Annotated in this window: 13 protein-coding genes; 5 read left to right on the forward strand and 8 right to left on the reverse strand. The window is 50.9% G+C overall.

Features of this window, described 5'->3' with window-relative positions; all coding sequences use genetic code 11:
- Positions 1-497: 497 nt before the first annotated feature.
- The 5 genes from BLS44_RS13495 to BLS44_RS13515 all read right to left on the reverse strand — a co-directional run bounded on the left by BLS44_RS13495 (position 498) and on the right by BLS44_RS13515 (position 17,533).
- Positions 498-3,701 carry a phospholipase D-like domain-containing protein gene (locus BLS44_RS13495; protein WP_090390626.1) on the reverse strand — a complete coding sequence of 1,068 codons (3,204 nt, stop codon included), beginning with the start codon at positions 3,699-3,701 and terminating at the stop codon, positions 498-500.
- Between the two features lie 34 nt (positions 3,702-3,735).
- Entirely contained in the window at positions 3,736-7,194 is a 3,459-nt protein-coding gene (locus BLS44_RS13500; protein WP_090390627.1) for a hypothetical protein, read from the reverse strand.
- Between the two features lie 55 nt (positions 7,195-7,249).
- The gene (locus BLS44_RS13505; RefSeq protein ID WP_090390628.1) at positions 7,250-14,731 is read right to left on the reverse strand and encodes a DUF6603 domain-containing protein; all 7,482 of its coding nucleotides are present in this window, start codon (positions 14,729-14,731) and stop codon (positions 7,250-7,252) included.
- 249 nt (positions 14,732-14,980) lie between these two features.
- Complete coding sequence (locus BLS44_RS13510; protein ID WP_090390629.1) at positions 14,981-15,613, reverse strand: response regulator; 633 nt, start codon at positions 15,611-15,613, stop codon at positions 14,981-14,983.
- Between the two features lie 12 nt (positions 15,614-15,625).
- Positions 15,626-17,533 (reverse strand): sensor histidine kinase, encoded by a 1,908-nt coding sequence (locus tag BLS44_RS13515; RefSeq protein WP_090390826.1) that lies wholly within the window; start codon positions 17,531-17,533, stop codon positions 15,626-15,628.
- Between the two features lie 263 nt (positions 17,534-17,796).
- Between BLS44_RS13515 and BLS44_RS26565 the strand changes: the two genes are divergently transcribed.
- The 5 genes from BLS44_RS26565 to BLS44_RS13535 all read left to right on the forward strand — a co-directional run bounded on the left by BLS44_RS26565 (position 17,797) and on the right by BLS44_RS13535 (position 23,077).
- Positions 17,797-17,934 carry a hypothetical protein gene (locus tag BLS44_RS26565; protein WP_176954414.1) on the forward strand — a complete coding sequence of 46 codons (138 nt, stop codon included), beginning with the start codon at positions 17,797-17,799 and terminating at the stop codon, positions 17,932-17,934.
- Positions 17,935-18,044: 110 nt separating this feature from the next.
- On the forward strand, positions 18,045-18,323 hold the full coding sequence (locus BLS44_RS13520) for a response regulator transcription factor (protein ID WP_090390630.1): 279 nt from the start codon (positions 18,045-18,047) through the stop codon (positions 18,321-18,323).
- 156 nt (positions 18,324-18,479) lie between these two features.
- Entirely contained in the window at positions 18,480-19,160 is a 681-nt protein-coding gene (locus BLS44_RS13525; protein WP_090390631.1) for a hypothetical protein, read from the forward strand.
- A 17-nt stretch (positions 19,161-19,177) separates the two neighbouring features.
- Positions 19,178-20,614: a hypothetical protein gene (locus tag BLS44_RS13530; protein ID WP_090390632.1), complete on the forward strand. Its 1,437-nt coding sequence runs from the start codon at positions 19,178-19,180 to the stop codon at positions 20,612-20,614.
- 192 nt (positions 20,615-20,806) lie between these two features.
- The gene (locus BLS44_RS13535; protein ID WP_090390633.1) at positions 20,807-23,077 is read left to right on the forward strand and encodes a monovalent cation:proton antiporter family protein; all 2,271 of its coding nucleotides are present in this window, start codon (positions 20,807-20,809) and stop codon (positions 23,075-23,077) included.
- Between the two features lie 534 nt (positions 23,078-23,611).
- Here the strand turns inward: BLS44_RS13535 and BLS44_RS13540 are convergent.
- From BLS44_RS13540 to BLS44_RS13550, 3 genes are read right to left on the reverse strand one after another with little or no spacing between them, the layout of a single operon-like run.
- Positions 23,612-24,238: a SprT-like domain-containing protein gene (locus tag BLS44_RS13540; RefSeq protein WP_090390634.1), complete on the reverse strand. Its 627-nt coding sequence runs from the start codon at positions 24,236-24,238 to the stop codon at positions 23,612-23,614.
- Positions 24,231-24,650, reverse strand: coding sequence for a hypothetical protein (locus BLS44_RS13545; RefSeq protein WP_090390635.1), 420 nt, complete (start codon positions 24,648-24,650; stop codon positions 24,231-24,233). Before BLS44_RS13545 ends, BLS44_RS13540 begins: the two co-directional genes overlap by 8 nt.
- Positions 24,647-24,853: an AtpZ/AtpI family protein gene (locus BLS44_RS13550; RefSeq protein WP_090390636.1), complete on the reverse strand. Its 207-nt coding sequence runs from the start codon at positions 24,851-24,853 to the stop codon at positions 24,647-24,649. The genes BLS44_RS13545 and BLS44_RS13550 overlap by 4 nt, the downstream gene beginning before the upstream one ends.
- Between the last annotated feature and the right edge of the window lie 176 nt (positions 24,854-25,029).

A 25,029-nucleotide genomic window follows, 5' to 3' on the forward strand; every position in this document is an offset into this window, starting at 1 on the left:
CGGGGTAAAAACGCAGATAGTTCATACTCCACAGAATCGGTAAAACCATGAACAATCTTCAGGACAATGGATGAAAAGCTAAGTTTGGTGTTACGGGTAAAATCAACCGAACGGTTAAGATATTGCTTATCCAGAACGGGGCGCTCAACAAAAGAAAAGATTTTTTTTAGAGCCTTCGCTACTGCGCGCTCCTTCAGATTTTGTTACTTTTGACATATATTTTAGTTTTCAAACACAAAATAAGGCGTTTTTCCCCATAAGGTGATTATACGCCTTATTTTAATAGCATTGGTGAGGACACAAACCACGGCCCACGCCACGGTCAGTGTCCTCACTGACCGGGAAAAGAAATAATTTTGATGCCGGCTTATTATTAGTTGTTGCTCCCATCAAATGGGAATGATGATGATTGCTGGCAGAAGTGTATCCGGGCAGTCATTGCATATACGCCAGGTTAATTCCTACGGGTTCAATGGGGAAAGAAGAACTGACCTTAACTACAGTGCCAGATCGGTAAAGATGGTATATACTGCGGCGCTCAACGTATTAAATTCCAGCCCGTCAGGATTTGCCAGCTCCCTGTCAATGGTCGGATCCGAATAGGCAATACCCTCTTCATGGCCGTTCCACAGGCGTTCTATTTTGCCGAGCCCGCCTGCCACCAGTGTTTCCCGGATCATCTTGAACGCAGTGCGTATGTTTTGTAACTGAAGGGCGCGGCTGCTGGTGGTATCATTACCGGGAATGCCGAGCCGCTGCTTCATCAACCCGATACGCAGGTCTTTGATCAATGGGGAGCTTCCGTTCGATTGCTGCAGATCGGTCACTACCACATCGCTGCTGCCATCAAACGTAAGCCCCCGCCGCCGGAGGGCGCTGCTGCCCGCGAGTGCCCATACATCATCTGCGATGACTACCGTTTGCTCCAGGTTGGAGGGGCGGCCGGGGAAACCAATTGGGTGAAAGGCCACTATCTGCTTAACCGGCAGATTGTTGATAATGGAAAACCGCTCTTTTATTTCACTTCGGATCCATTGATCATATTTTTTTGCAAAATCTGGCTGACGCGGTGTACAGAGGATCAGTTTCAGCCCGGGTTTTGCGGCTAACTGGTCCTGCAGCTCCTGCACCAGGTCCACCGTATAACCGGCCGACTGGGAGCCCTGCGTAAAGCTGAAGCCCGGGGTTTCGATATAGATAAACTGGCGGGCATTCCGGATCGCTTCCTGCAATGCCCATTGTGTGTCCCGCCGGCCGTAGCAGGAGGCGCTCAGCTCGCGTTTCAGTTCATTATACAGGCGCTCTTTATCGCTTTCGGCCAGTGCATTGTTATCTTTAAGCGTATTGAGCCGGTTGACCAGCTCTGTTTTCAGCCGTCCGGCTGCTGTGCCCAGCAACGCAGGCAATGCGCCGGTATTGATATTATTGATCCAGCCTGTTACAAGATTTACGAGGTCGTCAAAGCTGGCCGGTATGCTGCTGATATTAGGCTCAATGATGGCTTTTAATAAGGCCAGTTCCGGGGTTTCGCAATAAGGGGCTATGTTTTGCAAAACAGCACCGCATACGGTTCCGTTGGCGGCGCCGGGCGTTTCGGTTTCGCCCGGCACAGGGGCTGCGGCGGGTTCGTTCCAGTTGGCATCAGCCAGCTGTACGATGCGGTCGTAAAACCCCGTGGTTCTTCTGAATGCCATCCGCCCGATGTCATAGGCCAGCTGCCCCTGCTGGGTGTAGAGCCCGGTATTGCTGGTTTCTTTTCCGCCCGGTGTTCCCGGGCAGCCCCGGTCCTGCAGGGCGTTGTGGAGTGCCGCGGTAATGGAGCCGCCGCTGATCAATGCCTGCCAGTTACCGGCTTTTAGTGAGGCCGCCAGCAGGTCTCTTCTTGCCATGGTAGGCAGCCGGCAGGCATCGCGGGGTTGGGTATCAGTACAAAGCGTAAGGATGCTATTGACAAAATTTTCAAAGCTGCTGAAATCAACCGAAGTGACGGATGTTGTATTGAGCCCCAGGATGGCGGCTGTGCAGATGCCTTTTTTTGCAAGCGGCTGGATGGCATTGTTGGGTTGGGCCGGAGGAAGGGTTACGGCTGCCGATTGTACCGGCAGGGTAATGGCCCCGTAGAGGCGTTTATTGACGCCATCATTTAAGTTGATCATGAGGTCGAAGGTCAATTCGGGGTTGGTGGGTACGGTAACCGTGCCATCGGGCCGTTTTAAACCGAGCGGATCGGTGAGGACCAGGTCCAGCTCTCCATCCAGGGTACGGCCGGTAAACGGGGCTACGGTGGAGGTACAAATACCGCCGGCACCATCGCCTCTTTTTATAATGGCATCGGTCAGGAATACCCGGTTATACACGCGCAGGGCGGCTCCTGCCGGGATACCGGTAAGCTTTAGCCGGATATCGGTTGGCTGACCGCCGCCATTTGCAGGTATAAAGTCGGCGCGGCTGTTGGTTTTGATCTCATTTTTTAACAAGGCTGGGAAACTGTTATCGGCGGTAACGCTGCCAACAGAAGGGAACTGTGGCCAAAGAACATTGTTTTCATCTGCAGGAAAGGGCAATGTACCGTCTATTGCGGTGGCGGCACATAAACCTTCTGTGAGGGGTGGAGTAAAGATCGTTTGCAGCCGGCCCATTAAATGATTACCTGTTGGCAACAGTGAAACGTTCTGGTGCAGGCGTATAAATGGTTTGGGCTCCAGCTGGGTGCCGTTAAAACTGCTGTTGGCATCGCCCAGCAGGTATTTTTCGGTTTCGACCACTTTAACGGTAAAGAAATCATGGGCGGGCGTGTTGGCCCCAAGGCCCGCAGGGAATGTTACCAGCGGAACTGTATCAGCCATGCGGCAATAGGTAATATTGCCCATAAAAAAACGCGCTGCTTTTGCCGGTGGAAAATTACCGGAGGCGGCCGTGGCAGCCTGGCGCCGCAGTTCACCTTTGAGGCTGGTATCACTTCCGGAATAGGTATCGATGGTGAACAGGCCAATGGCTGCGTTCACCGCGGTAAGCCCTTCAATATGATCACCGCTGTAAGGCATCCCGTCGGCCGTTACCAGTCGTATCATTTGGCTGCCCGTGCTGCCTATGATGGCATCCAGCTGGTTGCTGAGCGTGTTGTCGATGTTCAGTACAGGGTATAATCCCAGCAGGCTTTTTACAAGGCTGGCTGCATACAGGGGGTGCAGGAGGTATCCCTGCTCATCATAGAACCCCATGCCGCCATTAAAACCCAGATCTTCTCCGGCTGTAACATACCCTTCTGTAACGCCGGCAGCACCACTGCCGCTGTAAAAGATAAAGGCCGGCACCTGCCGGAGCGGCTGCCCTGCGGATCTTTCAAAACTATGGGCATTATCCTGCTCAAATTTTAAAGCCAGCAGGCGTTTCATACGCAGTATTTGCTGGGGAAACAAACGCAGCACAGCGCCATCTTCCTGCACCATGCTGCCGTCTGCCTTTTGCAGGTTAAACGAAAGCGGGTGGGTGCTGTCTGCTTTATTGATGATACCGCTGAAAGGCGCCAGCCAGTTATTGGCCGTATAGTTTAAAGTAAGCGTATCACCATCTGATGTAATGGAAGGCGTATTACTGTTCTCACCGGCCCATTTGGGGGTTGTTGCCGGCATAGTAAAGCTCAGTCCTTCAATACCAAATTGTTTCAGGTTCTCCGTAGTCAGGTCTTGTAATAAAGGCATACACTATTTTTTAACGTTCATCAAAACAATGCGGTCAGGACTCCAGCTGGATTTCACCGGACCGGTTGAGGGGATCTGTGATCCTGAGAATCATTTTAACGGGGGAACCCTTCACACAAAGGCTGAATCTGGTAATACCCGTGACATGGTTAACGGGCGTATGGCTGATGGCGGGCAGTGCATCCGCCGCGCCGGCATTTGTGGCAAGGGGTACCGGGGTTGCGGCTTCAGTAACCTCGTGTGCAATAAAGCTTCCTTTCAGGACCCGTTGGTTATTACTGTCCAGCTCAAAGATCTCGATCCGGGTTTTGCCCAGGTCCAGCATTTCAAAGGGTGCTGAAGTATCGATCTCGAAACGGGTGCAAAAGGCGTTGGAGGCCGGCAGGCCTGCCGAAACAATTGCAGGCGGTATATCCGGGGGGAAATAGATCAGTTCTGTGGTGCTGCCCCCGCTGATGCCGCTATACAGTCCACGTTCAGGATCCGCCCTGCCAATGGCCACGGCCTGGTATACAAAGGGCCGCCAGCTTTTACTTACACCCAGGTCGTTGATCTTTTTCCCTTTATAAGACGTACCGTTAAGGAAGGTGATCTCGGTATCGATCCACTGGGCATCGGTTTCCAGGTAGACGGGTAGTCCCTTCATGCCCACATCGTTTCCGGCAATTTTCTTTCGCACGCGGTACAGGTGGTAGCCCAGGGGCTCCTCCCCGATAGTGGACACAACTTTTACCTCGATGCCTTCGCCCACAGGATCCGATTCCAGTTTCTTTTTGTACCGGCGCACCTGTAACAGCGGTGATGCAGGCACTATAACCTGCGGCACTGCAAAAAAGATCACATTGCTTTTTTTACTTTCGATGTTGGCACTGTTCACACTGCTTACCTGGTACAGGAAAAGAATATCTGCCGATCCGGGCAGGCTGAGCTCAATCGCTGGCTGCAGGACCGGTTCTTTATTGACACGGCTGAAAAAGCGCTGGCAGGGCTCACTGTATTTCGGCTGGGCCAGGAGGTCTCTTAACTGGGTGGCCCGGTCTGTCAGCGGTTCACTCAATGGTCTGAGGTGTTTGGTGCTGTCGGAAGGGAATTCCTGCTTTAACTGTTTGTCGAGCGTAGCCCTGATGGCAGTTTCGCTGGCTTCCCATATATGGTAGCCAATGGCATTGGTGGCTGTGGGCCATGTCAGCTTGCCGCGTGCGGTCTTTGCGGCATCGGGCATGGCTGTAAATTTTACGGTTGCAGGCAGCGTGGTAATTGCCGGCGGGCGGGGATCATCCATTTGCGTGGTATATTGGATCTTTTTACGGTTCACCAGGTCAAAGGGAATATCCCATGGATTCCAGTCGCTGTATTCATTTACGGGGATGCGCACCCGCTCCAGTCCGCGGATATAGGCTGCGTAAGCTACCTGGTAAGGCGGGCCGCCCGGGAAGCTGCAATCAATATTGGGGATGATCAGTTTATAGCGTACCAGGTTATTGGCAGGTACATCGCTGCTGCCTACCACGGGATCGGAAGGCACCGCCGGTACGTTGGTATGCATAATGGAGATCTGGTACGGTGAGGCTACCACGGGCACCACGGTGGGGTCGTTTAACGGAAAATGAACTTCGATAACAGGGGTGGTGGTATCCCCGGTTTTTAACCCAAAGAAGGAAGGCACTCCTGGCGGCGGCTCTGTAAGCGCAGCGTCGAAAAAGGTGCCGGCTATCTGTATGACCGATGGTGAACGGTCGATCCAATCCCACCCGAACTCGATCTCTAACTGGCAGGGTACAGGCGACTGGCTGGGCGCCAGCGTATACAGGTCCACGCCCGGTCTTAATACCAGATTCAGGGCCATGATGCCCGGCTGCTGGGGTTGCGGGGCCGCTGCCATAAAATTCTTTTTTGACCAACCGCTCCAGCGGCCAAAAACGTCCCAGCCGGCCACAAAGTATTTGTGTGTTTCACTGCCATAAAGGGGTATGGGCTCTTCCGTTGCATTGATGATGAAGCGGCCTACATCGCCGGGATCCTGTTCTACTCCGTTGACTTTGGGCACGGGGGTAAAAAAGTTCTTATAGCAGTCTTTGTCGAAAGGATAGGCATCATTCATTACCTGGGTGCTGCTGCCGGCCTTGTAGTTAGCAGCCGTGCCATAGCCCTGCGGCACTACACTCTGGTTCCAGCGGAGCTTTACAGATTGGGTATAAGGTGCATCCCGGGTTTCGGGCCGGTTTAACTGGATGCCGATGGCGTCCAGCTGCTCCGGGGTAACGGGGAGCGCGCGCTCATCATTGAGGGCGGCAAAGACCAGTTCCCTGCTCAGATCCTCCAGGAAACTGAATTCAAATTTTTCAAAAGGCCGTACCACATAGGCCGCGGTTACCATATAGTCCATGCCCAGCAACTGCTGGCTGGAAGCGGCGGCATAGGTCTTCATCATTTTGAATTCATTGGTCTCGATGCCCGGTTGCTTCATCGAAGGGAAATCGTAAGTGCCAAAGCCCAGTCCCAGGCTGGCGGGACTTTCGTTGGTAACAGAGAGCAAGGTATGGTTCACTACCGGTATAACGGCCTTTGCCGGCTGGGGTGGTCCTCCTCCGGGCTGATGCAGCCCATCAACCGTGTATTCCTTTTTGTAAAAGACCTGTCTTGTTTCCCGTACCCATGAGTAGTCGTCACAGTTGGTAAGACAATCATTGATCATGGGCAATTGTTCTGTCTGCAGGAATTTAAGATAGTCGTTTGCTTCAGGGTGCTTCCAGTTTACGTCCGGGCATTGGGGATCGGCTGCACTGACAGAGGGCGGGGGCATAAAAAGCCATTGGCCCAGTTTTAAGCGCAGGCGGGCGGCCGATTCCGCGTCTAAAAGTGCCGGCACAAAACCCTGCGGATCTCCATCGTAGCCAAGTCCTCCTACCACACCGGTTTTGAAGGGCAGGCCTACCACCTGTATATGCTGCCAGTCGCTTGCGTTCAGTACGCTTTGCATGGTTACACCCACCAGGCTGGTTACTGTTCCCATACCTTCACATTGGATACCGGTCATGAACGGTGCTTTAAACAATACGGTACCTGCCGCGGTAAGGGTATATTTTTTTGCCTTCATAAGGGTATTGTCCCGCCCGATGGGCGTTAATACCAGGGACTGTCCGGCGGGTACATCACAACTGATGGCCATCACAAACAGCTCCTCATGAAAATCGAAACTGCGCCATACATTGACGGCCTGGGCGCTGTTTTCTACCAGGCGCCGGATGCCCCCGGCCGGGTAACGCCCCGGCCTGCGGTATACATTAAACGGTTTGCGGGGAAATCCGAACTCGGGGTGGGTGGTCCAGCGAAGGGCAACCGGTATTGTTTGCCCGGGAAAACTGAGCCGGGATCTTTTTACATCCTCGTCACCGCCTGCTGCGGGCAAAAATACTTTCTGCCAGATGCCCTGCAACACTACTTCTTTTAATGAAGCACTGAACAGCTGAAATGCGGGGTGCGTTAATAACATAACTTGATTTTTTATTGTTGCGGTTTCAGATTCTTGTTTTTATGGTGCAGGCAGGTTAATCCTCCCAGGGAGCCTTTGCCGAAAGGTTCAGGGTGATCAATGGCAGGGTCTTGTCGGGGAAGTTGTAGAACGCGCTGGCCGGCTGTACTATGTTCACGGTAGTGCTGAGTCCTGCGGGCGGAATGACAATGTTTTTGAACACAACAAGCGTGCGGGTGCCACTGGTTGATTTTACAAATTGAAGGATGACCGTCTCCCCCGCTTTTTGCTTCAGGATCATGCTATCCACCGGGGTATTTTCGTAAATTTTAAAGTTGGGATCAATCTCGGTCATCTGCGCGTTCAGCACCGGTTTCTTTACGGCCTCAGTCCGGGTGCGCCAGACCGGTTCCGCTGCATCGATCAACAGCGCATAGGGGGCGAAGTCGCCCGCCTGGTTACTCCAGCACAGCGTGAACCCGGTTTGCTCGCCTGCGTTGGATGGGGCGATGCCAGCAGCCGTCAGCATATTTTCAAAATCGATATCCGAAAGCGTATGCACGCCGGGGTCCGGGCCGCCGCCCGGTGCGGGAAGGCCGGCAAAGGATCCGGTCAATGCTTTGTGTTTGACCGCTGTGGATTGCAGGTCGGCTGTAAATGCTTCAAGATTGGCATAACGGCTGGTCTTAAAACCCCGCCGGAACAACGGTTGCTCCGATTGATCGGCGGCAACAGGATCTTTAGGGTCAAATTCAAGATCAAAAGTATACGGCATCAGTGGTTTCAACTCAAACGGCGGGGTATAGATTGCGTGCGTCGGGAAACTGATCTCGCCTATGCAGGGTAGTTTTCCCTCTTCGATGAGCTTTTCAATTGCCTCCCGGTAGGGTGTTTTTACAGTTGCCGGAATTGCTTCCAGGGTGCTCACTATTTCCGGGCTTTGGAACACGGGCTGTCCGTCGGCACCGCGGATCACGGCTTTCAGCTGCTTGCCATATGCCTGGTACATCTTCAGGAATGCATTATCATTAAAAACAACACAGACGGGGTCTTTGTAAAAATGGAATCCTTCATCCATTACAGGCGATGTGCCCAATACATAGGGGGCCAGGGGTAATGGTGGCTTACCGTCGGTTCTGAATGCAAAGCTTTGTGTTTTGTTTGCTTCTTTTTTGACCTTGAACGGATCTGATTTCTTTTGACGGGTTTCAATCTTTACATGGTAATTTACAGAAATGCGATACTCTTTGCCGGGTTTTAACAGCGGAATGGGACTGTTATCGTTCAAATAGCCGGTAAGGGTCTCCTGCTCGGTCTGCAGCATTTCGCCCACCTGGGCATTTTGCGCTACTTCACTCAGTTGCAGGGTTTCAATCGCTGATACCAGCAACAGCGGGTAACCGATACTCCGGTCGCAGGCGCAGATGCGGATCCGCGTGGTTGCCGCGCTTTGGGGTTTTACCAGGAAGAGGATCTTGCGGTACTGGTTAAAGAACCCGCTGTTGAGGTAGGCCAGTGTGGGGATCATTTTGGGCCTCCAGGGCAGGCCTGCATTCAGCCAGTCGCCGGGTATGTCTGATGGTAACGCCACATCGTAATCGGTCACCAGCTCTGCAAGGCTGTAGGTATGCAATACGTTTCCATCGGCATCCAGCTCCTCTACCTTTATCCGTTTGGCAATGGCTTCGCTCAATTGTGTGGCCTGGGTGGATTCCTTTAGCTGGTTCAGCAGGCCTCCGTAAAATAATATGGATGCGCAGGGGCCGGTTTCAAAATGGATATAACAGCAATTGCCGGCCGAATCATAATACTTTTTGATCTCCTCGTCTTTGAGCCATTCTATAAACTCCCGCCGTTTCTTTTCATCCGGTCTTGAGCAATAAGGCAGTTGCAGGGTGCGGAAGCATTTCAGCATGTCTTTGAAACGATCCAGTTCCGGCTTGCGGATACGGGTATAGCAGAGCTGCAAAAACTGCCCGGTAAAGTTCCGGTTATATACAATAATGTGCTTGATGTTTTCGCCTGTTAATGATACCACATGGGTTTCCTCTTTCCGGCTTTTATCGATAAACAGCTGCTTGTCTACCAGCTTGCCCGCCGCATCATAGGCATAGAAGATCATGCGGGGCTCTTCTTTTGCCTTTGTATTAAAGCTGGTAAAAGTGAAATCTATTTCATTGACGGGGTCTTTTAGTACATCGATGCGCATGTATTCGCGGATGCTCAAACCGATCTGTTCCTTTATAAGCCGGAAATGTGTTTTATAAGGGCTTTCAAAAGGCTTGAGTTCCGTATGTTTTATAAAACCGCGGGCCGTGGTATAGAACGATCTTTTTTCTGCTGCGCTAAAGATCTCCAGCTCTTTTTCCACGATCAGCGGATTGGCTGCATATTCCTTCCGGCTGCGGGTGAGCTTAAAGCATTTCCGCTCCCTTGATGGCGGCACCTGCACATTGTACTGGTCAATGCCCAGTATTTTAGCGGCATTACAGGTGCCATAGCCGGCCTCGCTCATGAGGATATCAAAACTGCTGAATTTTTTATTGGGGGTCGATTCAACCACCCGCAGGGTAGTGTTCACCGCTTTCAGCCTTACGGTACCGTCGGGGTCGGGTTTGGGGATGCCGGTCAGTGTCCACCCGTTGGAGGAGTAGCCGATGGTCTGTTCACAGAAGGTGAACAATACCGGAGCGGGAGGGGCGGGCTTTTTACAGGCATCCTGCCAGCGAACGGTTACATTGGTATCCAGCTCGGTGCTTCTTTCCACGGCATGAGGAGCCGTGGTTGGGGTTCTGCTGAAAGTAGCCAGGTCAATGCTGGTGTCGGTTGGACTGCCATTATTAGGCCGGTCGATGCGCCATACACTGGGTGGTTTTCCGGAGGGGTCGGTGTAACCGGCTCCGTTCTCGGTAAGGGTTACACTGGTCAGCGTGTAGGTTACCTGTACTTCATCGCTCAGGGCAATGGTGCCCCCGGTGCCGCTATAAGTGCCCGGTGATTGTATAAAGGAGCTGGCGGCAAAATTCCCGTCTACCAGTGGTGCGGCATGCAGCTGGATAACGGGCAGGGAGTCGATGGGAACGGAGAGCAGGTTGGAAGGAACGGGACCGGATGCAAGATCGTGGGCATTGCCCAGGCTGGCATCAATGGGTTTGGTACTGCCCTGTCCGCTGGTGAGCACCGGGCTAAAGCTTTGCAGGTACACCCCGCGTATCAGCGGCGGCGCTTCCACATCGTAGTTGTCGTCGCCAATGGTAAGGCCCACGCAGGCACTGATCTCAAAAAAGAAGAGATCGATGCTGCCGCAGATCTCCCCGTGCATATACACTTTCAGATCGTTGGTGCCGGATATCTGGCTTACCATTACATCAAAGCTGCCTCTTGCGCCAATACTGATGATGACCAGGCGCAGCTTGCCTTCAAAGTACATGGTGCCCACTACCAGGAAGGGGCTGAAGCTGACGCCAAAATGCGCGCCCGCGGCTATCTTCAGGTAAACGCCCGCACTCTCATCACCCAGCACCAGCGCGGCTTCCAGGCCAATGGCGATGGCAATGCCGTTTAGTTTTTTATTGCGTAAAAATGCCGGGACCCGGTTGCCGAATTTGGAATAGTCCAGCTCGTTTCCCTGCAGCATCAGGTAGGCCGAACCGCGTACAATATCCAGTATGGTGGCGCTGGCCGGTTGTGCTATTGTGCCCAGCCAGAGGTGCCAGTTGCTGGGATTGTTCCAGCTGAAATACAATTCGATGGGCAGGGTAACAGCGAGCACCTGTTTGATGCTGAAATTAAGCATTACGCCCAGTGTCAGCTGCTGGCGCCCGAAGTCGATATCTACAATACCAATGATGCCTACCTGCAGTTCTGTAGCAGGCTGGGCGGGATTGGAAGGAAGTACCGAAACGATTTTTGCCTTTACCATGATCAGGATACGGGGTCCGGGCAGCTCCAGTACAAACATACCCTGCAGGTTAACGAGGAAACCTCCTTCTGTTGTACCCAGTAAAACGCCAACGCCAAAACTCCAGCGGTCCAGCGCCATACCCCAAAGGGCGGTACTGCCGTTCTTTAATTTAGTAGGATCCCCGTCGGCATTAATGAGCCAGCGTAATGCAGGCCCCACGGCGCTTGTGGGGTCGGCGGCAGGTTCGAGGCGTTTGTAGTGCATGGCAAATACACCCAGGAAGCCATAGATGCCCAGGCCAGTGGCTCCCAGGATAATGGGGGTAGGAAACTCAACCCGCAGTCCTACAAAAACACTGATGGCTTCCCTTTTGGTAACGGGGTCCTTGATGGTGCCTACTCCTACATTGGCGGCAATACGTATCTTCAGGCTCACCAGGGTGAGGTCCAGACCACCCTGCACGCCTTTGGCAGGAATTTCCCGGAACCCCTCATCAGGATTGTTTTCGTTGACCGGCACCTGCACGGTAGTGTCGAGGATCTCTACATACCCGCTGCCTACCAATACCCCGGGAATATTGACCCGCACGCCGCTGGGAATGATCTGTGGTACCCCGGGTGGGTCCAGTGGTATTTTGAGCTTGAACCGGTCTACGGTAATTACGCCCAGGTCTACCTTTATAACAAAATCGATTTCGAGGGTTACCGGGTTGAATCGGGCGATGCGGGCTCCGGCAATATTGAATAGCTGACCCAATGGATCGGGCAGCCGGAATAAAGACGGATCGCTCAGGTCCAGGTCGTACCCGCGGCTGGCATCAAAGACCGGTGTGTAGGTAAGTCCTTTATAAGCCGGCGTGTCGGAATAGTTCAGATTAAAACCGATGGCCTTGTACCGGGCGCGCAGCGGCGGGGGCAGGGGGGCGCCGGCTCCCGGCAGCCGGTCGCGGCCGATGCCCAGTTGCTCACAAATAATGTCAAACTGTACCTCATAGTCAAACACCAGCCCGATATCAAAGCTGCGCAGGGGTTCTCCTGCGGCCGGTGTTACAAAGCGGGTACGGGCCTCCCCGCCGAATAAGATCACGCGGCGGGTGCGGAATACGTTGAGGCTGCCGATAGCCACCGGTACACCCAGCCCTACGGCCAGCGATATCCAGGCGCCGGCATCATCGGTGTTTTGCCCTACTTTGGTGGCAGCGCTGTTGATAATGGGGGCAAAGAGCAGCAGGGCGCCAAAGATATTTTTGAGACGATCCGTGCGGTCTGCATTGTTATCCATATGCAATAGCCCGTCGGTATCAGTGGCATCGCTTTTCAGCATAAAGACCAGCGTGGTTTCATGGGTGGCCTGGTCGTACTGGTAACCTATTTTAAAATCGACGGTGCCGTCGTTGGGGTTGCCGTTGTTCAGCTCCAGCCCGTTCGACTCGCCGGATTCTGTCCGCAGGCGGTCCTCCATCTCGGTTTGAAAATCAATTTTCCCATACAGTTCCAGCAGGCTGAGCCGGTTGCGTTCTACTTTTACCCGTATGCCCAGCTGCTTCAGCACGGGTGGTATGGAATTGGGCAGGGGGGGCGCCTGCGGGGGCGCTGGTGGTGCCGGCGCGGGGGGGGGATCGCCGGGATTGTAAGCCGGACGGTGGACGGTAGCAGTGATGGCATGGTCTGCGGTAGCCGCCGAAGTAAAGGTGATGCGCACCATCCGGTTGGATGCATTGGAATCCGGTGTATAGGGCAGGCCGGAATGCCCGTTGGCATGTTTGGTGGGGGTGATGCCGGGATATAGTTGTTCCAGCAATGTTTTTACCACCTGTGCTCTCCGGTCGGAAAGATTGATATCTGCGGTAGCGCCGCTGGGATCATTGCTGGCCCAGCCCTCCAGGTGAATGGAAGCAATGCCGGCTGCATCGGGGAAGTTGGCCCGGATGCTGTTCCAGGAAGCGGTAAAAATACTGTCGTCCGTGCTCATCGGGTTGCTGGTATAACCACTCATATCGCCGGATCCGGTAGTTGGGCGTTTGAAGGTGAACAGGGCCTCCGGCTGAACGGGAAGCGCGCCTCCCGGGTTGCCCTGGAAGGTGAGACTTACCGAAAGATGGGTATCATTGGGAACCGTAAGCTGCACGGTGCGCTGGTTGGTAAAGGTCTGGGGGCTGGCGCCACCGGTAACGGTCAACGAAAAAGGCTCCGGCCCTCTTACGGTAAGCCCTACGGTTTCGCCGCTGCTGCTGATGGCCAGTTCATGATTGGTGTCGTTGCCCGTAATATTAAAAGGATCCAACGGTTGCAAGGGGTCTGTAGAAGCCGGGTTATCGGCACTGGTACCCTGCTGCGGTGCGGGTGCAGATGGCGCCTGTACTGTTACCTTAATGTATTCCGAACTGTGGCCCGGCCCGCTGACACCGGTTGCCGAATCGGTAACGGCAATAAATACATTGCGGTCCCCGGGAGTATTAAAAGTGGCTGAGCGGGCACTGCCGTTCCAGATATTGGTGCCGTTTTCCAGTACTTCAATGGTATAGGCGGGCATGCCGCCGGATATATCCAGTTGCATCACGGTGCCCTGCGGTACCGTTATCCTCCCGGTGGGCTGCCCTGCAGGTAGCACAGAAACCGGGGGATCGATGATCCCTCTGACCAGCCCATTCACACGCTGTGCGCCGTTATAGAAGACAGGAGTTGTGCTAAGGTTGCTGAGCGTTTCATTCAGGTAAAGATCCAGGGCCGCTTCCAGGGTCACTTCCCCGTCAAAGGAGATCAGGGCGTCTTTGAACCGCAGGTTAAAACCCAGCCCCTGGTCGTTGCTGTAGTATAAAAGCGCCTGGCCAATATAAATACCGGTCCAGTCCTCATCCACACCAAAATGATCCAGGATCTCAGGAGGGGTAGCATCCTTGCTCAGGTCCAGTACCACCTGGTCGATGCTAAAGGCCACATGCTCGCTCTGGTGCACGGCAATGGAGGGATGCATCCGTATCAGCTCTCCCATGGCCAGGTCCTGGGGCGCATCAAAACCGGCAACGCCCCAGCTTTCAATTTTTACCTGGGGGTTCAGGTCATTGGCATTATCTGTTTGCGTATAGCTGATCAATACCTTGGGCAGGCTGATGGTTACCCGTTCACTGGCATGCTCCGGATCAATTTTTACCCGGTTATTGGAGGGGTCGATGGTGCCGGGTTTCCAGGTATCGCCCAGCGAAAAATTCAGCACATCGATCAGCAGTTCCAGCCGGAACGCTACTGCGGGGTAATCGACCACCTGAACCGGCAGTACGTCCATATCCGCATCCGGCTGCGGACGCAGGTCGTTCAGCAGGGCCGCTACCTGGGGCAATTTGCCATCTGATGAGCTGTTGGCCGCCATATCCACGAATTCGGCTCCGTCCCGCGGGATCATCATCCGGAACCCGAGGTTTTTTTTCTCCCAGGTAAAACGGGTTCCGCTGGGCTCTTCATGTACCACTTCGGCCGTGCCGCTGCCGGAATCCTCAAAGCTGGCAGTACCGGTGTACACCACGAAGTTGTCGTCGTAAAAACTGTTCAGTTCGTCCACTGCCAGGATCGACAGGTAACTGGATACCTGCTGCGGCAGCTGGATTCCGGCCAGGTATTGTGGCGCTAAGAGGTCAAAAAGGCCTAATTTCCGGGGCATATGATACTATTTAAAGTTCAATCGGGCAAGAGCTGTCTGGTACATTGCTTTTTCTCATCCGGTTCCTGGTGAACCAGCCTTGCAAATGGAGATTGACTTTGCAAATGATGAGTCACTTTGCGGACGAGGGCCTACCCGGCACAAAAAAGAATGTATGCTTTTGATACAATAAATCTAAATCATTGGGAACCCCGTTGCAATACCTATTTTAAGTGATGAGGGTTTTGTAATTTGTAACCCCTGATTTTATTATTTCATTTTATGAGCCAGGGCGATCAGCTCAGCGGTACTCTGAACGTGTAGTTTGCGGTGTATGTTTTTCCGGTGTGTTTCAACGGTGTAAACGCTCAGGTCCAGTATGCCTGCAATTTGCTTGGAGGCCTTGCCCTCTTTTATCAGCTGCAAAATATCCAGCTCCCGGGGCGACAATTTGTACCGCAGCAGGAACGGATCCTCCTCTTCCGGAAAACCGGGAACAATGACCTGCGCTGTTGCGACAGGAAAAGCAGTCAACCCCTTATTCACATTCAGGATGGCTTCCTTCAGTACCGGCGCCGTTACGTCCTTCATAATAAAGCCGGCCGCTCCCATTTTTTTTGCCTGTTCGGTTAGCTGCGCATTGTTGTACATGCTGATGAAAATGATCTTCATTTTAGGAAACCGGCTCAGGATCTTTTGGGCCGCTTCCATACCATTTAAAAAAGGCATATTTACATCCATCAGGATCATGTCCGGCACATCGGTATTCAGTTTCTGCATCAGCATTTTGCCATCCGTTACTTTGCCGATCACGTCAAATGTGTCCAGTGACTGTACGATCTGTTCCAGTCCGTCGGCAAAAAGTGTGTGATCGTCCGCTATAATGATCCTTGTCCGATTCATGCATGTAAATTTTTAAAGTGGTATCACAATAATAATGGTTGTGCCCTGCCTGTTGGTATCAATATTTATTTCCCCGTTCAGAAAGGCTACACGGGAGCCAATGTTCTTTAGCCCGATGCCTGCTGCTTTGTTATGTTCCAAAAAGCCAATACCATTGTCTTCCACAACCAAGGTGGTTTGTTCATCCGTAATGGTCATGTCAATATTGGCCTGTGAAGCTTTGGCATGTTTTACGATATTATTCACCAACTCGTTAATGATCCGGTACAGGGTAACGGTCTGCATTTCATTGAGCCTTGTATCATCGCCATCGGTACTTATTGCAAAACGGGTAGCGCCAAAGCTGTTCAGCACATCCATCCTGTTCTTTAATTCCTGGAATAAGTGCAATGTCGTAAGATCCTTTGGCAACAAGTTATGCGAAATATTCCGGAGATCTGTAAGCGCTTTTTGGGTAATGGCTGTACTGCGCTCATAGTGCTGTTGTACAGACGGCGCTGCCGGCCTCCCTGTTTCCGGTGGATTGGTAATATGCAGCAATAATGAGCTTAAGGTGGCGCCCACATCATCGTGCAGATCCTGGGCAAGGCGTTTTCGTTCCTCTTCTTGCGCATTTACGATCTGCTGTGCCATTTGGAGCTGCTGGCCAGCCAATGCCAGGCGCAGCGTTTCTTTTTCTTTTTTGAACAGGTTATACCGGTAAATGATCCCTATGAAAATGATAATGGTTTCAATAATGATCCCCTGCTGTATATTGGTGGGGGGAGATACCAGCTCGGATACGTCACCCCGGCCAATAATGATATAACAGGTTTTTGCTATGCTAAAGGCCAGGTAAAACATGGCTGCCAGGAAAAACCAGGCCGGTTTAAAACCCTGGCGGATGCGCAATATAGCGGCCCATATCATCCCTAAAGCAATGCCGGCAACTGCAAGCAAGTAAATGTTCATGACGATCTTCTTTGTTGCCGAATACAGAGGCAGTTCGGTATAGACGCCTATTTTTATGGGCAAAATGAGGATCAATACCCATTTTGTGATGGTCAAAAATGTATACACCCTGGTTTTTGTCTGCCTTAATTTTAAAAAAACAGTGGCTAACTGGGCCATCAGCACCATGGTGACGGCGCCGGTGATCCCCTGCGACTGCTGAAACCATGCCGGATGGTTGGGAAAAAACAACTGGTAGTCGATGCCCATACTGCTGAAGAACCATAGTAGCGCTACAGATACATAGATGGCATACAGGAAATGGATCCGGTCCTTTAATGAAACGCCGAGGAATATATTGATGAGGATATTAAAGAGCATCATGCCCATAATTGTTCCGAAGACCAGGTAAAGGTTTTGCTCCTTCTTTTTAAAATGACGGGCGCTCATGAGTTCCGGCTTTGTACTGAATAGTTCGCCCCGCTTTTCAGCCATGATCAGGTAGGTGGCGCTTTGCCCCGCGCCTATACTTATGGGAAATACAAAATCATGATAGGGATAGTTTCTTGTTGTAAAGGGAAACAAAGACCCCACGGACCACAGTTTTTCAAAACCGCCGCCGGTTTTAAGATAAATGTCTATGACGTCAATATAGGGGTTGTTGAACTGATAGAAAAGGGCTTTGCCGGTACCTGATGTATTTTGCAGGGTGAACGTCATCCAGTAATAATAGCTGCTGAACCCGGAGTTGATAGAGATGCCGGGCGCCAGCAAACGGCCTTTCCCATGTTGCAACAGGTAAAAGGCACTGTCTGCAGGCAGCCGCCGTTCTGTTTGCATCCAGTACAAATACTGTTCAATGGGATAGGTTTCCCGGCTGGTAACGGTCAACGGTTTTTGTTGCGGCTGGGATAAAGCCGGCCCGCTGCTGCCCGCGAGGCAGAGCAGCAAACAGGAAGGAATACCCAACAGCAGCCGGAATCGTTTCATATACCTTGTAAAGATGCACAATAAAACAGCATTATTGAAATACCCAAAAACAGGCAATAGCTCGCGTTGATTCCGGAGCAGAGAAACCGACGCTCCTGTTTTATGACCACTACCGACTTTTTGGTATTGTACCCGGTCTGTTCCGACATTACTTTTGTAACAACATTTAAAAGCCCTGATAATATAACTGCTCATATGAAACATTATAAATACCTTTTAAAAAGACGGTTCAACGGTTCGGAGTAAAAGCCGGTTTAAATTTTATGGACAGGATTTCCCGTGTGGTCATTCCGGGGCGGAACAAGGCATCCCGAATGTTTTCGGAAACAGGTATGGCAGGCAACTATGGCGTCCCCGAAGCGTTAAGGATCGCCCGAAAGAACCAGGAGGGAACCATTTAATAAGTTTTAAACGGACTCCAAATGCTTTTGCAGCCCGGAGATAGCTGCCGGATATCCATTTTATAAAATAACTGACCGGAAAGGGTCAGCCCTCAAACCCCCTGTTTACCATGCAAGCCCCTCAACAAGCCAATGTGCAGGCGCACACGTATGCCTTCAAAAACAACAATGACATTCTCATTCACCTTTCAGAAAGAGAGAACGAGATTCTGCAGCTGATTTGCCGGGAGCATAGTACAATTGAAATAGGTACAAAGCTGTTTATCAGTCCCCGTACAGTGGAAGGGCACCGGAATAATTTACTCCTGAAAACGGGCTGCCGCAATACGGCCGGGCTGGTTGTATTTGCTGTAAAGCACCGGATCTACACGATTGCAGACCGGTCTTAATAAACCCGGCAGGTAGAAATACCTGTTTTTTAAAAACAGGTATTTCTACGCATACGCCTGCCTGTTTGGAACTGCATCTTTGTATAGTTGAAGGCCTCAAAACAACAGGGATGCCGAAAACTGAACAGAGTAGGCAGGGAAACTAAATGATATTTTATGATAGAATATTATAAAACGCAATCGGCCGACAGGAAATTTTCGCTTGAATTTTATCCGTCCATACAGGGGAATTTCTATCCCAGCGATGCGGTACAATACGGGGGAGATTTTATAGTGTCTTATAAGAACGATGCGCAGCCGCCCAAGGATACTACATTGCGGATACTGCAATTGATATTTCCAAGCACACCTGGAATGTATAACGCGGGAGTGCACCAATGGAATATTGACAGCAATCCCCAAAATACAACATTGGAGGCGATACTGTACGGCGGAAATACAGAGCGGGATGTAACGTTTACAGCAGTTAAAATGCCGCAACCGGTTAAGAACTATACCTCGGGCGGCAATGCAGCGTCGTTGGCAGATATTCCCAGGGAAATTATGCCGTTCCCTTCAGGAGATGGTTTTTTAGAACAGGATCTGAATGTTGCATTTGCCCAATACGTATGCGAATTGTCAGGCGATAAAGTGGTTAAAATTTATGATAAAGGTATTGTTTGGGGATACCGTTTTTTCCAGGATGCACAGGAAAAGAATAAAAGACAATTCAACCTTACCTACCGGTTGTTAAAAGATTCTTTTCTGACGAAAACAAATGAGCACCTGAATGCCATTGAAGGGCGGGTAGGCAAAAAGACCACGTTGAATAAGGAATTGAGCACCATTATTTATTAAAAACAAAAATTATTTTTATGGAAACGATACTGTACAAAACTGAGTTGCAATCGGTGATTGCAGGCATTGAATGGAACGAGGGCGCTGACTTTGGCGTGGGTGTAAATGCCATTGACGGCTCCATTATGGCAAAGTCCATCCTGCCGTTTGGAGTTACAAAACCGGGCAGCATTGATACACGGGAAAGCTATACTTCCATCGAATCGGAGGAAGATTTTGAGCAAATGATTGACACCAAAAATAATGTAGAGGGAACCATCGCCGGCGTCAATATAAAAGCGGGTGCAGAATATACGAAGAAGGTGAAATTTTCAAAACACAGCCTGACCATTATCGCGGAATACAAAATGCGTCAGAATGCGTATGCCCAGGAAAAGGATAATAATTATGCATTAAATGACAGGGCGGCGGCTTTATTGAATGAGTCACCCGATAAATTCCGGAAAACCTACGGGGATTATTTTGTTGCGGGGATAAAAAGTGAATCAAGTTTTATTGCGATGTATGCCTGCACTTCTAATACCAAGTCGGAGCTAAACAGGTTCAAGGCATCAGCCGGGGTAAGTAATCCCGGGATGCTGAAGGCAGACAGTGCCAATGAGTTTGAAACGAGCTTGAAAAGCAACAATATCCGCATGGAGATCCATGTATTCATGAACGGCGTTGATGCAGAGCGCTGCCCCTGTTCCGCTCCGTGGACAGCAGAGAAAGTTATTAAAGCACTGCAATGGTTTAAAGAGCATCAGTCTCCCCGGCCAACGTTCATGAAATTGCAGCACTATAACACCATTGATCCATCCTTTTCAAGAGAAAGTGATATTGAGCCGGCCATCTTTATCCGGCTGAAAAAGCTCTTCAGGAAGCAACAGATACTGGACAGGGAGTTTAATTCTTTCCCGATCCTTTATACGAACCCCTATAGCAGCTTTTTCCAGGATTTTATAAATGGCACCAACGCCAATAAAGCAAACATGGTACAGGACCCCGCTTTATTGCGCCATTATGAACAAATGGCCGATGAGATGGCTGACAAGCTAAAGCCGATACAGGACCGGTATGATTTTTTCCTGGAGCATAAAGATAATATGAGTGAGATTGACAATAAGCACCAATCGGCAGAAAAAGGGAAAGGCGTTTGGGGCCCCTGGGGCATTACGGCTGCTTCCAATCCGAATGTGGGTATGCGGGTGCACCGGGATCAGTTCCGGAAAGATTCCGCGTTTGCAAAAAAACAAAAGCATGAATTTACAAGCCCCTCGGGCGAATGGCTGATTACAGGATGGAAGGTGATTTCAAACTGGACCGATGGCTCCAATGGCGGCTGGGAGAAAAAAGGAGGCCAGGTTATAGGGAGCTCTGACTACAGGATCTTTGTGGAGTCGCAAACAACCCGGGGTTGCCACTGGACCGTTGAGATTTATTATGTTAATAAAAACGACTATAAGTTTGAATAACTGTTAAGATAGCGCCCTTATATGGCATGTTGCACGGGAACAGAAGAGGTGGCCTTTTATTAAAGGCTGCCTCTTCTGCGTGAAAACAGCAGCACCGCAGCACCCGTCAAAAAATGATAAAATAATTACCGTTTATGCCCGAAAATGCTTAAATTTTGCGCAAACTGAAAGACCGTAACATTTATATTATATATGGGGCATTTACCAAAATTGATCGAGGACCTGGCGCTGATACTGATGGCGGGAGCCATTGTAACTTTATTATTCCGAAAGATCAAACAGCCGCTGGTGCTGGGGTATATCATTGCTGGTTTTCTGGTAAGTCCGCATTTTATTTTCACACCCAATGTGGTGGACCAGGAGAACGTAAAAACGCTGGCGGAGATCGGCGTGATCTTCCTCCTGTTCAGCCTGGGCCTGGAGTTCAGCTTTAAAAAGCTGGTACGGGTAGGAGGTACAGCCTCTATTACCGCGTTCACGGAGATCATCTTTATTACGGTTGGCGGGTATTTTGCCGGAAAGCTGATGGGCTGGACCACTATGGACAGCCTGTTCCTGGGCGGGATGCTGGCCAGTTCCTCCACTACCATTATTTTGAGGGCCTTTGATGAACTGGGGGTAAAGACCAAGCAATTTGCAAGGATTGTTTTTGGTGTGCTGGTGGTGGAGGATATTGTCGTGATCCTGCTGATGGTGCTGCTTTCGACCGTCGCGGTCACCAAGAACTTTGAGGGCGGCCAGATCCTTTTTACTGTTTTGAAGCTGTTGTTTTTCCTCGGTATGTGGTTTATAGTGGGCATTTTTTTATTGCCCACCTTTTTACGGGTAGCCCGGAAGCTGCTGGATGAAGAGACGCTGCTGATACTGGCGCTGGGGCTTTGCCTGGGGATGGTGGTGCTGGCTACGCAGGTAGGTTTTTCGGCCGAGCTGGGGGCCTTTGTGATGGGGTCCATCATTGCAGAAACAACGCTTGCCGAAAAAGTGGAGCACCTGATCAAACCGGTAAAGGACCTGTTTGGCGCGGTATTCTTTGTTTCGGTGGGGATGATGATCGATCCCAAAGCTATTGCCACGTATGCCGGACCGATCTGCTGGATCACCCTGCTGACACTGTTTGGTAAGATGATCAGCACCACCATCGGGGCGCTCATCTCCGGGCAGCCGCTCAAACAATCAGTGCAGGTAGGGATGAGTATGGCGCAGATCGGTGAATTTGCGTTTATCGTAGCCACCCTGGGGCTTTCCCTGGGTGTGATCTCCGAGTTCCTGTTCCCGATCGCCGTAGGGGCTTCTGCTATTACCACGTTCACAACGCCCTACCTGATCAAGTTTTCGGAGCCGATCTATAACTTTATCCTGAAGCGGTTACCCGAAAAATGGGTGAATAAGATCAATAAATATTCCTCCAGCACGCAACAGATCCAGGCCGAAAGTGACTGGAGGGTCGTTTTGAAAACCTACCTGAGGATCCTGCTTACCAACACGATCATCCTGGTGGCCCTGCTGCTGGTAAGCAAAAATTTCCTGCTGCCTTTCGTGGAAGAACGGGTAGCCAATAACTACCTGCGCAATGGTATCATACTTGTTATTTCGCTGGCAGCCGCGGCCCCCTTCTTTTGGGCATTTATGGCGGGCAAACCCAAAAATCAGGCATATAAGGAGTTGTGGGTAGATAAGAAGTACAACCGGGGGCCATTGTTAATTGTAGAACTGCTGCGGGTAGCTATGGGCATTTTGTTTATGGCCATATTTGTAAACACCCTGGTGCCGGCCCGGATCGCATTGCTGGTTGGTATCCCCTTTACCGTGCTGGTACTGATCCTGTTCTCCAGCCGGATCCAGAAGTTTTACCAGCGGATGGAAAAGCGTTTTATGCGTAACCTTAATGAACGCGAAACCGTGGCCGCCGAAGCCAACGCAGTAGAAAATAACCTGCACCAGAAAAACCGGGAAATGCGTTCCAACCTGGAAGCCTGGGATGCACATATTGTGGAAATGGAAGTAAGCCCGCAGGCAACGGCTATCGGTATTGTATTGAAAGACCTGCAATGGCGCGAAAACTTCGGGATCAATATTGTATATATAAAACGGGGAGAGCAGATCATTCATACCCCCGGAAGGAATAACCGCCTGCTCCCTTTTGACCGGGTGGGCGTGCTGGCTACAGACGATCAGCTGGCCATCTTTAAACCGGTTTTTGATGCGCGGGAGGTACTGGAGCATGATGAAATGAGTATCGAGGATATCGTACTTCAGAAAGTACTGGTAGATGAACATACAAAGCTCAGGGGCCAGACCATACACGGCTCCGGCCTCCGGGAACGGACCAACGGCCTGGTTGTAGGTATTGAAAAGGAAAAAGACCGGATCCTGAACCCGGAATCCTCTACGGTGCTGGAATGGGGTGATATCGTTTGGATCGTAGGCGACCGGAAGAAGCTGCAAAAGCTGATCGTGGAGTAGTACCAGCTGAAAGCTGGCCGGTTCAAAACTTAAGGTTCCACGTTGTGATCCTGTTTGCACGCTTGATGTGCGGTTTTCATTTTCATATTTCTCAAATTAAAAAAGTCAGACTATAAGGTTTGTTGCAGGTTTAACAGGTTCAGCGTGGTTAATGCACTTCGCTTCTTCCTGCTCAATTCTTGCTATTCCTTCCTGGCTGATAACGTTAACTAACCGGATCTTAAATACTATGCCCGGCACAGTGCATCAAGGCCAATCGTTCATGGTCAATGGTCAAATCTGCGAGTATGAAACGCAATCCAACTGAAACGTTGGACTTTAAACCTGGAATCTTTCCCTGCGGGAATTTAAAATAGCCAATGTAAAATATTAAATGTAAAAGCGGGATACCGTTACAGCTCAATGATCTTACTTCCGGAGCAACATGCATATCCTATAAAATTTGAGAGCCGAAACCCACATTGCATCTCCGAAGAACTCAACATCAAGTGTAAAAACCGGGACTAACTTTGAACATTAAACCCTGAACAAATTTTATCCTTCCCGCGGCGCATATACCTCATACACCGGGCTGAATAAATAAAGTTTCCCCGTTTTCATTTCCAGGCACTCAAACCGTTTGGTGCGCTTTTTCCCCTTCTTAAAAACACGTCCGTCGGTCAGGACAAACAGGGTGCCGGGGGGCAGCTCTTCTACCAGGTAGTGGTGCTGTTTCCGGTTATCATAGCGGTACAGGATCCGCTGAAGCCCTTCTTCGGCACAGGTAGAAGCGCCGGGGTTGTGCAGGGAACGTTTTAGCTCTGCCGCAATATCATCCGGGAAAACTTTTTTCTCAAGAAATTGTGCCAGGAGAAGTCCGTAGTGATGCTTCCACTCCCGTCCATGTGCCATGACCCTGTTCTGATGCTGCTCAAAAGTAACCAGGTGGGCCAGCTCGTGCAGCAGGGTAATAAGAAAGGCATATTTGTTCAGGTTACCGTTCACGCTGATGCGGTGGTGCCGGGTAGCAATACGGTGCCGGTAATCGCCCAGGACGGAGGAGCGGCTTTTGGCAATGGTCAGGTGCACTTTGTAATGATCCAGGTAGGCCAGTACGGCTTCATAGGTATCATCCGGCAGATAAGCTGCCAGCTGCCCCATCGGAACCTGCTTCTTAGCCATTGTTCTTTTTGTTATTAAATATTTTCTTCAGGGTCGTGGTTTCAATCAGCGAATAGATAATATAGATGCCCAGGCAGATGAACAATGCCGGCTTGTTGATGCGGCCTTGTTGCGTGTAAATATAGATAAATGCCGCAATGGCGCAGGCAAATAAACGGATCACAAATCCACCGTAAAATACCCGTACAAAAACGTGGGGGTTGGGGTTGTCGGCAGCGTTTGCGGAACGCAGGATATTGAGCAGGCTGATCAGGAAAAGCAGGAGGTTGCCCGCAAGCACCACAGTGGCATCCACATTGTTTTTCTGAAACTCCGCCTTTCCGAAAATAAAAAGAGCGCTGATCACCACAAATACGGCGATCATGATCCGGATGGGCGTTTTCACAGCGGCTTTGGCACTAAACTGAGTCATTGTTTCTTCTTAACGGTTTCTTTATAAAGTTGATAAAAGGTAGCTCCCAAAACCAGCAAAGGTAACAGGATTATGAACAACGGGGCAACCCCGAGTTTTTTATCCAGCCAGAGCCCTGCATAAACGGCCAGGCCGATCATCACCAGCAATTGGGCTGCAAGGCCCAGGTACTTTAGCCAGGCATTGGAATCAGGAAGAGGCATGTTGGATCAATAGTACTGCTTTCTGCAAATATAAAAAGAATGTTCAATCGATTGCGCGGGCGGTAAATGAAAAGAGATCCTGAAAAGGCGCCCGGGCACTGCTTTTTTTGTTCATGCACAAGTATATTTGTACCCGCGGACCGCAGCAACCGCTGGATCTGATCACCGTGCCTTAA

Source organism: Niabella drilacis, from assembly GCF_900101395.1.
GTDB lineage: Bacteria > Bacteroidota > Bacteroidia > Chitinophagales > Chitinophagaceae > Niabella > Niabella drilacis.

What these genes read in the sequence shown, in the direction of transcription:
- BLS44_RS13540 (WP_090390634.1), bottom strand. Translation starts at nt 24,238, where the DNA reads ATGGCTAAGAAGCAGGTTCCGATGGGGCAGCTGGCAGCTTATCTGCCG.
- BLS44_RS13515 (WP_090390826.1), bottom strand. Translation starts at nt 17,533, where the DNA reads ATGAAACGATTCCGGCTGCTGTTGGGTATTCCTTCCTGTTTGCTGCTC.
- BLS44_RS13500 (WP_090390627.1), bottom strand. Translation starts at nt 7,194, where the DNA reads ATGTTATTAACGCACCCCGCATTTCAGCTGTTCAGTGCTTCATTAAAA.
- BLS44_RS13545 (WP_090390635.1), bottom strand. Translation starts at nt 24,650, where the DNA reads ATGACTCAGTTTAGTGCCAAAGCCGCTGTGAAAACGCCCATCCGGATC.
- BLS44_RS13505 (WP_090390628.1), bottom strand. Translation starts at nt 14,731, where the DNA reads ATGCCCCGGAAATTAGGCCTTTTTGACCTCTTAGCGCCACAATACCTG.
- BLS44_RS13510 (WP_090390629.1), bottom strand. Translation starts at nt 15,613, where the DNA reads ATGAATCGGACAAGGATCATTATAGCGGACGATCACACACTTTTTGCC.
- BLS44_RS26565 (WP_176954414.1), top strand. Translation starts at nt 17,797, where the DNA reads ATGGACAGGATTTCCCGTGTGGTCATTCCGGGGCGGAACAAGGCATCC.
- BLS44_RS13495 (WP_090390626.1), bottom strand. Translation starts at nt 3,701, where the DNA reads ATGCCTTTATTACAAGACCTGACTACGGAGAACCTGAAACAATTTGGT.
- BLS44_RS13535 (WP_090390633.1), top strand. Translation starts at nt 20,807, where the DNA reads ATGGGGCATTTACCAAAATTGATCGAGGACCTGGCGCTGATACTGATG.
- BLS44_RS13525 (WP_090390631.1), top strand. Translation starts at nt 18,480, where the DNA reads ATGATAGAATATTATAAAACGCAATCGGCCGACAGGAAATTTTCGCTT.
- BLS44_RS13530 (WP_090390632.1), top strand. Translation starts at nt 19,178, where the DNA reads ATGGAAACGATACTGTACAAAACTGAGTTGCAATCGGTGATTGCAGGC.
- BLS44_RS13550 (WP_090390636.1), bottom strand. Translation starts at nt 24,853, where the DNA reads ATGCCTCTTCCTGATTCCAATGCCTGGCTAAAGTACCTGGGCCTTGCA.
- BLS44_RS13520 (WP_090390630.1), top strand. Translation starts at nt 18,045, where the DNA reads ATGCAAGCCCCTCAACAAGCCAATGTGCAGGCGCACACGTATGCCTTC.